This window comes from Kitasatospora sp. NPDC054768, assembly GCF_053612025.1.
Genome location: NZ_JBSHBN010000028.1, coordinates 24,101 through 36,617, shown reverse-complemented (window position 1 = coordinate 36,617; position 12,517 = coordinate 24,101). Strand labels below are relative to the sequence as shown.

Annotated in this window: 10 protein-coding genes; 5 read left to right on the top strand and 5 right to left on the bottom strand. The window is 73.9% G+C overall.

The window, feature by feature from the left end:
• Nucleotides 1–224: 224 nt before the first annotated feature.
• Both ACWGKU_RS11525 and ACWGKU_RS11520 read left to right on the top strand, forming a co-directional pair.
• Nucleotides 225–638, top strand: a complete 414-nt coding sequence (locus ACWGKU_RS11525) for a VOC family protein (protein ID WP_380352930.1) — start codon at nucleotides 225–227, stop codon at nucleotides 636–638.
• 179 nt (nucleotides 639–817) lie between these two features.
• Nucleotides 818–3,193, top strand: a complete 2,376-nt coding sequence (locus ACWGKU_RS11520; protein ID WP_452179792.1) for an ATP-binding cassette domain-containing protein — start codon at nucleotides 818–820, stop codon at nucleotides 3,191–3,193.
• Between the two features lie 19 nt (nucleotides 3,194–3,212).
• Here ACWGKU_RS11520 and ACWGKU_RS11515 read toward each other — a convergent pair whose 3' ends face one another.
• The 5 genes from ACWGKU_RS11515 to ACWGKU_RS11495 all read right to left on the bottom strand — a co-directional run bounded on the left by ACWGKU_RS11515 (nucleotide 3,213) and on the right by ACWGKU_RS11495 (nucleotide 8,724).
• On the bottom strand, nucleotides 3,213–3,746 hold the full coding sequence (locus ACWGKU_RS11515) for a GNAT family N-acetyltransferase (RefSeq protein ID WP_452179793.1): 534 nt from the start codon (nucleotides 3,744–3,746) through the stop codon (nucleotides 3,213–3,215).
• 166 nt (nucleotides 3,747–3,912) lie between these two features.
• Nucleotides 3,913–5,730, bottom strand: coding sequence for an endonuclease/exonuclease/phosphatase family protein (locus tag ACWGKU_RS11510; protein ID WP_452179810.1), 1,818 nt, complete (start codon nucleotides 5,728–5,730; stop codon nucleotides 3,913–3,915).
• A 276-nt stretch (nucleotides 5,731–6,006) separates the two neighbouring features.
• Nucleotides 6,007–6,960: a Gfo/Idh/MocA family protein gene (locus tag ACWGKU_RS11505; RefSeq protein WP_401051513.1), complete on the bottom strand. Its 954-nt coding sequence runs from the start codon at nucleotides 6,958–6,960 to the stop codon at nucleotides 6,007–6,009.
• Between the two features lie 85 nt (nucleotides 6,961–7,045).
• The gene (locus ACWGKU_RS11500; protein WP_452179794.1) at nucleotides 7,046–7,741 is read right to left on the bottom strand and encodes a hypothetical protein; all 696 of its coding nucleotides are present in this window, start codon (nucleotides 7,739–7,741) and stop codon (nucleotides 7,046–7,048) included.
• Nucleotides 7,742–7,908: 167 nt separating this feature from the next.
• Nucleotides 7,909–8,724, bottom strand: a complete 816-nt coding sequence (locus tag ACWGKU_RS11495) for a sugar phosphate isomerase/epimerase family protein (RefSeq protein ID WP_452179795.1) — start codon at nucleotides 8,722–8,724, stop codon at nucleotides 7,909–7,911.
• A 108-nt stretch (nucleotides 8,725–8,832) separates the two neighbouring features.
• Between ACWGKU_RS11495 and ACWGKU_RS11490 the strand changes: the two genes are divergently transcribed.
• From ACWGKU_RS11490 to ACWGKU_RS11480, 3 genes are all read left to right on the top strand, one after another.
• Entirely contained in the window at nucleotides 8,833–10,047 is a 1,215-nt protein-coding gene (locus tag ACWGKU_RS11490) for an ROK family protein (protein ID WP_452179796.1), read from the top strand.
• A 90-nt stretch (nucleotides 10,048–10,137) separates the two neighbouring features.
• A complete protein-coding gene (locus ACWGKU_RS11485; RefSeq protein WP_452179797.1) occupies nucleotides 10,138–11,139 on the top strand; it encodes a hydroxyacid dehydrogenase in 1,002 nt (333 codons plus the stop codon).
• Nucleotides 11,140–11,142: 3 nt separating this feature from the next.
• A complete protein-coding gene (locus ACWGKU_RS11480; RefSeq protein WP_452179798.1) occupies nucleotides 11,143–12,480 on the top strand; it encodes a sulfatase family protein in 1,338 nt (445 codons plus the stop codon).
• The last annotated feature ends 37 nt before the right edge of the window (nucleotides 12,481–12,517 follow it).

Sequence of the window (12,517 nt, the reverse complement as noted above, 5' to 3'; positions counted from 1 at the left end):
CCGATGGGGCAACGACGTGGCCAAGGACAACAACGGCACCACCATCCCCGACTGCTAGGACCTGGGCAGGACCCGTTCAGGACCCGTTCCGGCCGTGCCGGCCGCAGCCCCTCCCCCGGGGGCCGCGGCCGGCACGGCCGCTCTACCCGACGAGATTCGCAGCCGCCCGGACCGATCAGGATTCGAGAAGCGCCCGGCCGGGGTGCGCGCCTAGCGTTGCGGTCATGAGCGACATCACCATTCACTGGACCTTCCTCCCCCACACCGACCCCGAGGCCTCCCTCGCCTTCTACCGCGATCTGCTGGGCTTCGAGGTGCGCAGCGACGTCGGCGGCGGCCCGATGCGCTGGATCACCGTCGGCCCCGCCGGCCAGCCCGACGTCTCCCTGGTGCTGGAGCCGGCGTCCGCCGACCCGGGCCGCACCGAGGAGGAGCAGCGGACCATCACCGAGATGATGGCCAAGGGCACCTACGCCCGGGTCGTCCTGGGCACCCGCGACCTGGACGGCGTCTACGACCGGCTGAAGTCGGGCGGCGCCGAGCTGGTCCAGGAGCCGACCAAGCAGCCGTACGGCGTCCGCGACTGCGCGTTCCGCGACCCGGCGGGCAACATGGTCCGCTTCAACGAACTGGGCTGAGCCGGGCCCACGGGCACCGGGGCCGCCCCGCCCCTCGTCGACCGCACCCGAAACCCGTTCGATCCCGGCCGGATCGATGGTTGGATCGAACGGTTCGAGCACACCGACGGCGGCCGCTGGGCGGGCCCGCCCAGCAGGCCCCTCCACAGACCGCCGAGAGCCAGGGAGCGAAGAGAACGATGCCCAAGCGGACGGATGCGCAGCCGCACCTCGCCGACAGCCATGACCTGATCCGCGTGCACGGCGCACGGGAGAACAACCTCAAGGACGTCAGCGTCGACATCCCCAAGCGCCGTCTGACGGTGTTCACCGGGGTGTCCGGCTCCGGCAAGAGCTCGCTGGTCTTCGACACCGTCGCCGCCGAGTCCCAGCGGCTGATCAACGAGACGTACAGCGCCTTCGTCCAGGGCTTCATGCCCACCCTGGCCCGCCCCGAGGTGGACGTCCTCGAAGGCCTGACCACCGCGATCATCGTCGACCAGCAGCGGATGGGCGCCGACCCGCGCTCCACCGTCGGCACCGCCACCGACGCCAACGCGATGCTGCGCATCCTCTTCAGCCGCCTCGGCACCCCGCACATCGGCTCCCCCAAGGCCTTCTCCTTCAACGTGCCCTCGATCAGCGGCGCCGGCGCCGTCACCGTCGAGCGCGCCGGCAAGACCGTCAAGGAGCAGCGCAGTTTCAGCATCACCGGCGGCATGTGCCCGCGCTGCGAGGGCCGCGGCACCGTCTCGGACATCGACCTCACCCAGCTGTACGACGACGGCAAGTCGATCTCCGGGGGCGCGTTCACCATCCCCGGCTGGAAGACCGACAGCTGGTGGACGGTCGGCGTCTACGCCAACTCGGGCTTCCTCGACCCGGACAAGCCGATCCGCGAGTTCACCGAGCAGGAGATGCGGGACTTCCTGTACCGGGAGCCGACCAAGGTCAAGGTCAACGGCGTCAACCTCACCTACGAGGGTCTGATCCCCAAGATCCAGAAGTCGATGCTGTCCAAGGACAAGGACGCGCTGCAGCCGCACATCCGGGCCTTCGTGGAGCGGGCCGTCACCTTCACCGCCTGCCCGGACTGCGAGGGCACCCGGCTCAGCGCGGCCGCCCGCTCCTCCCGGATCGCCGGGATCAGCATCGCCGACGCCTGCGCGATGCAGATCAGCGACCTCGCCGCCTGGGTCCGCGACCTCGACGAGCCCTCGGTGGCGCCGCTGCTCGGCACGCTCCGGCAGGCCCTGGACTCCTTCGTGGAGATCGGCCTCGGCTACCTCTCGCTCGACCGCCCCTCCGGCACCCTCTCCGGCGGCGAGGCCCAGCGGGTCAAGATGGTCCGCCACCTCGGTTCCTCGCTCACCGACACCACCTACGTCTTCGACGAGCCCACCACCGGCCTGCACCCGCACGACATCGACCGGATGAACCAGCTGCTGCTGCGCCTGCGGGACAAGGGCAACACGGTGCTGGTGGTGGAGCACAAGCCGCAGACCATCGCGATCGCCGACCACGTGGTCGACCTCGGCCCCGGGGCGGGCACGGCCGGCGGCACGGTCTGCTACGAGGGCGACGTGCCGGGGCTGCGCACCAGTGGCACGGTGACCGGCCGTCACCTGTCCGACCGGACGGCGCTGCGGGAGGACGTCCGCAAGCCCACCGGGAAGCTGGAGATCCGCGGCGCGGGCACCCACAACCTGCGGGACGTGGACGTGGACGTCCCGCTCGGGGTGCTCACGGTGGTGACCGGGGTGGCGGGCTCCGGCAAGAGCTCGCTGATCCACGGCTCGATCCCGCGCGAGGAGGGCGTGGTCTCCGTCGACCAGGGGGCGATCAAGGGCTCCCGGCGCAGCAACCCGGCCACCTACACCGGTCTGCTCGAACCGGTCCGCAAGGCCTTCGCCAAGGCCAACGGTGTGAAGCCGGCCCTGTTCAGCGCCAACTCCGAGGGCGCCTGCCCGACCTGCAACGGCGCCGGGGTGGTCTTCACCGACCTGGCGATGATGGCCGGGGTGGCCACCACCTGCGAGGACTGCGAGGGCAAGCGGTACCAGCCGGCGGTGCTGGAGTACCGCCTGGGCGGGCGGGACATCGCCGAGGTGCTGGCGATGTCGGTGACGGAGGCGGAGGAGTTCTTCGGCTCGGGCGAGGCGAAGCTCCCGGCCGCGCACCGCGTCCTGGAGCGGCTCGCCGACGTCGGGCTCGGCTACGTCAGCCTGGGCCAGCCGCTCACCACGCTGTCCGGCGGCGAGCGGCAGCGGCTCAAGCTGGCCACCCACATGGCGGACAAGGGCGGCGTCTACGTGCTGGACGAGCCGACCACCGGGCTGCACCTGGCCGACGTCGAGCAGTTGCTCGGGCTGCTGGACCGGCTGGTCGAGTCCGGCAAGTCGGTGATCGTGATCGAGCACCACCCGGCGGTGATGGCGCACGCCGACTGGATCATCGACCTCGGTCCGGGGGCCGGCCACGACGGCGGACGGGTGGTCTTCGAGGGCACCCCGGCCGACCTGGTCGCCGCCCGCTCCACGCCGACCGGCGAGGCGCTGGCCCAGTACCTGGGCTGAGCCGTACCCGGGCCGCGCCCTACCCGGGCCGGTCCGCTCCCGCCCGGTCGAGCGGGAGGGCCATCTCCAGGATCCGCGCCGAGGCGTCCAGCACGTACGGCGTCTCCTGTCCCGTGTAGGCGAACCCGCGCCGCAGGTAGAAGGCGGCGGCGCGGGGGTTCGCCTCGTGCACCCCGAGCAGCATCCGCCCGGCGCCCCGGACCCGCGCCCAGGCGAGCACCGCGTCCAGCAGGGCGTCGGCGACGCCGCGGCCCCGGCCGCGGTGCGCCGGGGCCACCCAGACGCCGATCAGGTCGAGCGCGCCCGGTTGGCTCCGGTTCGGGACGGACAGCATGGTGGCGACCCACTCCCCCGCGGCGTCCACCGCGACCAGGCCGAGGCGGTCGGGCTCGTTGACCCAGCCGCACCGGGCCATCCACTCGCCCTCACCGTGGCGGCTCGCGTCCTCGTGGGTCTCGCCGAAGGCCAGGGGCGTGTCGAGGAGTTGGGCCAGCCGCACCTTCCGCAGGCGCTGCCAGTCCGCGCGCCCGATCCGCTCGATCCGGTAGTCCATGGTCTCCCCGTCGCACGACGCCGCCTCCGCCGCCGGTGATCACCGGCGGCGGAGGCAGGATAACCGCGCCGGGGTCCCCCGGATTGCCGAGGTCCCACGGCTCGACGGGGCTCTACGGCTCCATGCGGCCCTACGGCTCCGTGTCGCCCTACGGCTTGATGCGGCCCTACGGCTTGATGCGGACCACCTGCGGGTCGTGGTCGCTGGCCTGCTGGGCGAACTCGGCGTTGATGTGCACCACGTCGTACTTGGCGTAGCCGACCTCGGGGCTGACCAGGATGTGGTCCAGCACCTGCGAGTTGCCCTGGTAGACGTACGAGTACTGCTCGGTCTCCGGCAGCTCGTTCACCAGGTCGCGCAGCACGCCGTCCTTGGTGAGCGCGCCGAGCGCGGGCGAGAACTGGTAGTCGTTGAAGTCGCCGAGGGAGACGACCTTGGCCTCCTTGTCGGCGGCCAGCAGCTGGGCGACGAAGGCCTGTTCCACGGTGGCCTGCTTGATCCGCTGCACCTCGGAGCTGCGGACCGGCTGCTGGAAGCGGCTGTCGATGCCCTGGTCGCCGCCCTTGCTGTTGAAGTGGTTGGCGATGACGAAGACCTTCTTGCCGCGGAAGGAGAACTGGCCGACCAGCGGCTTGCGGCTGTTGGTCCAGGCCTCGTCGTTCGGCTCGATCCGGCCGGGCGAGGCGGTCAGCGCGGTGCTCGCGCCGGTGCCGGTCACGCCGACGGCGGAGGTGGCGGCGCCGCCGGGGATGTCGGTGAAGGACACCCGCTGCGGGTTGAACAGGAACACCTGGCGGATGTTGCCGCCGGGCTCGCCGCCGTCCTTGCCGTCCTGCGGGTCGACCGAGCGCCAGTCGTAGGCCGGGCCGCCGGCCGCCTTGATCGCGGCGATGAACTTGGCCACGGTCTGGCTCGCGTCCACCGTGCCGTCGTTCTTGGCGCCGTTGTTGTCCTGGATCTCCTCCAGGGCGACGATGTCGGGCGAGCGCAGGTTGGTGACGACGCCCTGGGCCAGCTCGGCGAACTTGGCGTCCGGGTTGCCCGGGGCCAGGTTCTCCACGTTGTAGGTGGCGAGGGTGAGCTCGCGGTCGGTCGCCTGGGCGGTGACCTCGCGCTGGAGGTGGTTGTCCTTCAGCGTGCCCATGGTGCCGGCGACCAGGGTGTAGCCGCCGAAGTTGTTGTAGTCCAGCGGGCCGGTGGTGGTGCCGGTCAGCTCGTCGCCGACGTTGGCGACCGGGAAGGGCTGCTGGGTGACCGCGGCCTGCTGCTGGATCATCAGGCGGCCGACGTTGGGCTCGCGGTAGGACTCGTACAGGACGCCGCCGCGCTTGCTGCGCTGGTCCTGGCGGTCGGCGGCGACCCACAGCTCGTTGTACTTGTCGGTCGCCTGGATCACCCGGACGTCCTTGACCTGGACGAGCATGCCCTCCAGGGACTCGTAGAAGTCCAGGGTGTACTTCGCCGGGTTGAGCGCCACGCCGTCGACGGAACCGTCCGCACCGGCCGGCGGGGCGTAGGTGCCGGGGATGTTGCGGGTGTCGACGACCACCGGGGCGGGCAGCGGGTTGCCGGCCGACAGGACGGTGACGCCCGGGGCGGAGATCTCGGTGAGGGACTGCGAGCCGCCGCCGAAGTTCGGGTAGTACTCGGTGACCTTGCCGCTGACCAGCACCGAGTCGCCGACCTTCACGGTCGGGTTGCCGCCGGTGAAGACGAAGACGCCCTCGCTGGTGGCCGGGTCGGCGTCCGGGTTCGGGTCCTGGAGCCAGAAGCCCTTGGAACTGCCGTACGCGCGCACGCCGGTGACGATGCCGGGCACGCCGGTGACGGGCTTGCCGGTCTGCGGGGATATCCGGGTGCCGCCCTGGATGTCGTGGATCCGCAGCGGGCCGACCTCGGTCGGGGCGGGGGTCGCGGGCGCGGCGGCGTTGGCCACCGGCAACGGGACGAGCACCAGCGAGGCGGCCAGCGAGGCCGGGATCATGGCGGCACGCAGCAGGGCTCTGCGGGGGCGGGGTGCGGGGGCGGTGGTCACCGGGGCTGGACTCCTAGCTCCGTCGTGCGGCACTGGCGTGGCACGGCGGTCCGGGCGGAGGCGCGCTTCGAGCGCGCGCTACTCGCGTAGAGAAGAAGCGGGGGACGGGCACCCGCCCCCCGCGGCGCCCCTCAAGATACGCGCGTAGAAAATGCCCCGACAAGACCCTGCCGGTGAACTGTCGGCTCCCCGGAGATGACGTGACGCCGGGTCAGCCCAGAATCCTCACAGCCCGCTCCCAGCCGACTCCCAGGAAGCCCCGATCCGCTCCACGACCAGCTCGCACAGCTCGTGGGTGCGCAGCGCGTCATGGGCGTCCAGGGTGTGTCCGGCGCGGACGGCCGCCAGGAAGGCGAGCACGCACTGCTCGATGCCGCGCTGACGGGCCACCGGCACCCAGTCGCCGCGGCGGCGGACGGTCGGCTGGCCGCGGTGGTCGATCACCTCGGCCAGGTTGCGCACCTCGCGCTTGGAGTCACCGCCGGAGACCTCCAGCACCTCCTCGGTGGAGCCGGAGACCCGGTTCATGATGCCCAGGGCGGTGAAACCGTCGCCGGCCAGGGTGAGGACGACGTGCTCGACCAGGCCGTCGCGGACCCGCGAGCGGACGTCCACGTGCTCGATCTCGCCGGGGGCCAGGAAGCGCAGGGTGTCCACCACGTGGATGAAGTCGTCGAACACCAGCGGGCGTGCCGCCTCGGCCAGGCCCTCACGGTTCTTCTGCAGCACGATCAGATCGCGCGGGCGCTCCTTGGCCTGGACGTAGCCGGGCGCGTGGCGGCGGTTGAAGCCGACCATCAGCGAGCGGCCGGTGCGGTCGGCGAGGTCGACCAGCCGGCGGGCGCCGTCCAGGGTCTGGTCGAGCGGCTTGTCGACGTAGACGTCCACCCCGGCGGTGAGCAGTTGCTCGACGATCGGCACGTGCTGACTGGTCGCGGCATGCACGAACGCCGCCCGGATCCCGCTGCCGATCAGGGCGCCGAGGTCGGTGAAGCGGTGCTCGGGGGCGATCCGGTGGGCCTCACCGATCCTGTCCAGCTTCGCCGCGTCCCGGGTCATCAGCCGGACGTCCAGCCCGGGCAGCGCGGTGAGCACCGGCAGATACGCCTTCTGCGCGATGTCACCGAGCCCGATCACCCCGACCGGGAGAAGGCCGTCGGCAACAGGGGTCGGATTCATCGGATTCTCCCACGGGTACGGCGACACATCGGCCCCACCCTATGCACCGGCTCCCCCGCGCCACCAACCCGCCGCCGGCACACACTCACGCGTGGGCGCTGATCTCACCGCCGGCGGAGAGCACGATGGAGATGCCGTTGGCGTCGACGCCGACGTCGTGCTGGTCCGTCTCCAGCGTGCCGTACACGGCGTTGTCGTTGCCGAGGATCTCCGCCCGGTACCGGAGCTCGCCGAGCTTGGTGACCTTGGCCGTCCAGCCGCCCGCCAGCTTGAAGGTGCCCGGTCCCTGGTGGCTCCCGCCCATCCAGGAGTGGATCCGGCCGTCCAGCGAGAGCATGACGAACATGCCGTTGGCGTCGAGTCCGTCGTCGTGCTCCTTCGTCTCCATGGTGGCGAGGACCTGACCCTTGTTGAGGATCCTGGCGACGTAGTGCATGTTGCCGAGGTCCTTGATCTCGGCCGTGCTGCCGTCCACCAGGGTCTCGGTGCGCACGCCCGGGGCCGTCTTGGGCGGCGCGGCCGGCGTCGTCGCGGCGCGCCCGGTGGGGGCGGCGGTCGGGGCGGTGGCGCCGTGCGTGGCGGGCGTCGTGGCCGGTGCCGTGGCGGCGGGGGTGGTGGCCGGTGCGGTGGCGGCGGGCGCGGTGGTGGCCGGTGCGGCCGAGCCCTGGGTGTCCGAGGTGGGAGAGCAAGCCGTCGCGGCGGGAACCAGCAGGGCCGCGGCCAGGACGGTTCCGGCCAGCGTACGGGTGGCGGTCGCGCGGCGGATCGTCGAGAGGGGCATGCGGGTTCTCCTGAGCGCAGTACGGGTGAGGAGCAGCCGGTACGGGTCGTCCCTCCTGTGTGGGCCGGAGGGCGGGCGCCGGGTGCAATTCGAAACTAGTGCGAACAGTCGACGGAATGGAGCATTCCGTGTCACCGAACGGCAACGCCCGGACCGCTTCGCACCGGTCACGCCCCGTCAGGCACAGCTCCCGGCCCCGACACTCCTTCGACCGTTGCCGCGAGGAAGGCCGCGCCGGACGCGAGCAGCGGGGGCAGCGGGGCGGCCGCCGGGTGCCAGGGCGCCTCGTACTCCCAGCAGACCCAGGCGCCGGGCGGCAGCAGGCGCAGGCAGTCGGTGATCGGCAGGACGCCGGCGCCCAGCGGGAGCGGGGTGCGGTCGTGCGGGCCGGCGATGTCCTTGACCTGCACGTGGCCGGGGTACGGGGCGAGCGCGGCGCGGGTCTCGGCCGGCGTCTCGCCCGCGAGGTGGGTGTGCATCAGGTCCCACAGGGCGCCCACGGCCGGGTGGGCGACCCGGGCCAGCAGCCCGGCCACCGCCCGTCCGCCCCGGTGGGAGTCGTGGGTCTCGACGAGCACCCGGACGCCCAGCGCCCGGGCCTCCCGCGCGACCGCCGCGAGCCGCCGGGCGCCCCGGTCGTCGGCCTCGGCCCGCGGACCGTCGCCGCCGCGCGGGAAGACCCGCACGGCGCCCGCGCCCAGGTCGGCGGCGAGCCGCAGGTGGGAGCGGAGCGCGTCGGTCACCGGGGCGTCCGGTCCGGGGGCGGCGACGCCGACGTAGGAGGCGAGCGCGAGGGGGGTCAGGCCATGCGCGCGGAGGGTGCGGGCGGCGGCGCGGCGCTCCCCGGGGGTCATCGCCGGGTGGACCGACTCGCCCTCGGCGCAGCGCAGTTCGAGCCCGTCCCAGCCGTGGTCGGCGCCGAGTCGGGCGGCCTCGGCCAGCGGGAGCCCGGGGACGCCGAGCGTGGAGTAGGCGAGCGGCATGGCGGCTCCATGGCTTGTCGGGCGGCCCCGGACGGCCGGGCCAAGGATATATTCAAGCTGAGACAAAGTCCTGACCGCCCGGGCCCGACCCGGGCCGAGGAGCCCGCGATGCCCCCGAGCCGTACCCCCGCCACCGCCACGACGCAGACCGTCGCCCAGGTGAACCAGACCGTCCTGCTGGAGGTGCTGCGGCGGCACGGCACGCTGTCCCGGCAGCGGCTGGCCGCCGAGAGCGGGCTGAGCACCGCGACCGTGCACCGGCTGGTCGAGGTGCTGCGCGCCGAGGGGCTGGTGGAGGTGGAGACGGAACGGGCGCCGTCCAGCGGGGGCCGGCCGCCGCAGCTGATCCGGTACAACGCCCGCGCGCAGACCGTGCTGGCGATCGCGATGCGCCCGCGCCGGATCGTCGGCGTGGTGGCCGCCCTGGACGGCACGGTGCTGCACGAGGCCGAGCACCACTGGGCGTTCCCCGGCCCGGACCGCCCGCGGGAGATCGCGGCCGGCGACCTGACCGGCCCCCTGCTCGCGCTGGTGGACGGCCTGCGGGACTGGGCCGGGCGGCACGCGGGGGCGCCCCGCGCCCTCGTCGTGGGCGTGCCCGGGGTGGTCCGGGACCGCACCGGGCTGGTGGAGTTCGCGCCCGCCCTGGACTGGCCCGGGCTGCGGCTGGGCGTGCTGCTCCAGGAGCGCTACGGCGTCCCGGTGGCGGTCGAGAGCAACGTCAACCTGGTCGCGCTGGCGGTGCGGCAGTCGCCGGCCGCGTCCGGCGTGGGCGACCTGGCGGCCGTCGTGGTGGGCATCGAGGTCGGCGCCGGGATCGTGCTGGACGGCCGGCTGCACCGCGGCCGGCTGGGCGCGGCCGGGGCGCTGGGCCATCTGATGTCCGGCCACACGGCGCTGGACCGGCCGCTCGGACGGACCGGCGACACCCAGGCGAGGATCGGCGACCACGCGGTGGACCGGCGGATCACCGAGGCCGGCCTGACGGTGTCCGGCACCCCGGCGGAGCGGGTGGCGGGCCTGTTCCGGCTGGGCCGCGAGGGCGATCCGGCGGCGGTCCGGCTGATCGGCGAACTCACCGACGACCTGGCGCTGGTGGTGGCCAACCTGAGCGCGGTGCTGGCGCCGGAGCTGATCGCCCTGGGCGGGCGGCTGTTCTGGGAGAGCGGGGGCGAGCTCCCGGCGGCGATCGAGAGCCGGCTCCAGGGGCGGGTGCCGGTGCTGCCGCGCCTGGTGGTCGTGCACAGCACCACCACCGAGCTGGTCGGCGCGGCCTCGGCGGCGGTGCGGCTCGCGGACGGGGCGACCTTCATCACCCGCTGAGGCCGGCAGATCGCGTCGGGGCACGAACCCCCTCACTATTTCTCACTGTGATAGAAACTCCTTGTGCGTCAGCGACCCGAGGAGAACCGGATGCCCACCGCCGCCTTCGCGATGGACCCGGAGCGCTTCCCGGACGTGTACGGCCCCCGGGCGCGCGCCCGGGTCGCCGCCCGGGCCGAGGTGCTGGCCGACCCGGCCTCGCCCGACGGGGTGTGGAGCGCCGAACGGCTGGCCGCCGCACCGCAGGCGCTGCGCGACGTCGAGGTGCTGTTCACCGGCTGGGGCGGCCCCGTCCTGGACGCCGCCGCCCTGGCCCGGCTCCCCCGCCTGCGACTGGTGCTCTACGCCGCCGGCTCGGTGCGCCGGATCGCCGGCGAGGCGTTCTGGGCGGCGGGCATCCCGATCGTCACCGCCGCGCACGCCAACGCCGTCCCGGTCGCCGAGTTCACCGTGGCCCAGATCGTCTACGCCCTCAAGGGCGGCTGGCGCCACGTCCTCGCCGCCCGGGCCGCCCGCGCCGCCGTCCCGGCCGCCCGCACCCCGGGCGCGTACGGCTCCACCGTCGGCGTCCTGTCGCTCGGCGCGACCGGGCGGCTGGTCTGCGAGATGCTGCGCGGCTACGACGTCGAGGTCCTCGCGCACGATCCGTACGCCCCGGCGCCGCCGCCCGGGGTCCGGGCCGTCGGCCCGGAGGAGCTCTTCGCCACCGCCGACGTGGTGAGCGTGCACACTCCGCTGCTGCCCGGGACCCGGGGCCTGGTCGGCCGGCGGCTGCTGACCTCGATGAAGCCCGGCGCCACCCTGGTCAACACCTCGCGCGGAGCCGTCCTGGACGAGCCCGCGCTGCTGGCCGTCCTCGCCGAACGCCCGGACCTCTTCGCCGTGCTGGACGTCACCGATCCCGAGCCGCCGCTGCCCGGCTCACCCCTGTTCACCCTGCCCAACGTCGTCGTCACCCCGCACCTGGCGGGCAGCCGCGGGCTTGAGCGCCGCCGCCTCGGCGATCTGGTCGTCGAGGAGTTCGAGCGCTGGCTGCGCGGGGCGCCGCTGCGCCGGGCGCTGGACCCGCACACCTACGAACGGATGGCCTGACCCGTGCCCGACCCCCTGAACCGGAGCGGCCCGGACGTGGTGCTGATCCTGACCGACCAGCAGACCGCCGACGCGATGAGCGCCGCCGGGAACCCGTACCTGCGCACCCCCGCGATGGACGCGCTGGCCGCCGCCGGCACCCGCTACCCCAACGCCTACTGCGCCCAGCCGCTCTGCACCCCCTCCCGGGCCAGTCTGATGACCGGCCGCCTGCCCAGCACGGTCGGCGTGACCGGCAACACCGGCGGCCCCGAGGACCCGCTGCTCGGACGGCTGTTCACCGAGGCCGGGTACGACTGCGGCTACGGCGGCAAGTGGCACCTGCCCGAGCTCGACCTGCCCGCGGACCGGGGCTTTCGCCGGATCCACCCGGCGGGCGGGGACGACGCCGGACTCGCCCGCGCGGCCGCGGAGTTCGTCCGCGCACCGCGCGAGCGGCCGTTCCTGCTGGTCGCCTCCTTCCTGGAGCCGCACGGCATCTGCGAGTGGGCCCGCGGCCAGGACCCGCGCACCGGTCCGCTCCCGCCCGCGCCGCCCGTCCCGCGACTCCCGCCGCTGCCCGCCAACTTCCCGGTCGGGCCGTACGATCCGGCACTGCCCCGGCTGGCCCGGCTGGCCCAGCCGCACACCCACCCGACCGCCGAGTGGCGGGAGGACGACTGGCGCCGCTACCGGCACGCCTACTACGCCCTGGTGGAGCGGGTGGACCGGCACATCGGACTGCTGCTGGAGGCCCTGGCGGAGCGCGGCACGGACCGCGGGACCGTGGTGGTGTTCAGCTCCGACCACGGCGACGGCGCGGGCGCCCACCGCTGGAACCAGAAGTGGGCCCTGTACGAGGAGTGCGTGCGGGTGCCCCTGGTGGTCTCCGCGCCCGGGGTGGCCGCCGGCGCCGTCGACGAACGGCTGGTCGCGGCCGGGCTGGACCTCATCCCGACGCTCTGCGACCTGGCCGGCATCGAGGGGCCCGACGGGCTGCCCGGCCGCAGCGTCCGCGCCCCGCGGCCGCACGACAGCGTGGTGGTCGAGACCCGCTGGGAGATCCCCGGCTTCAACAACGCCCTGGGCCGGATGGTCCGCGCCGGGCGACACAAGTACGTGTGCTACGCCTGGGGCGACCATCGGGAGCAGCTCTTCGACCTCGCGGCCGACCCCGGCGAACTGGTCAACCTCGCGGTCGACGCCCGGCACGCGGCACTGCTCGACCGCTTCCGGGCCCTGCTGTCCGAGCACTGCGCGGAGGTCGCCGACCCGTTCGCGCGCTTCGTCCCGCGGGCCGCCGGGGACCTGCCGGTCGCCGGGGAGCCGCAGGCCGCCGGGGACCCGCACGCCGCGCACTGACGCGAAGGGCCGGCCCGCCCGGGCCGGCCCCTCCCCC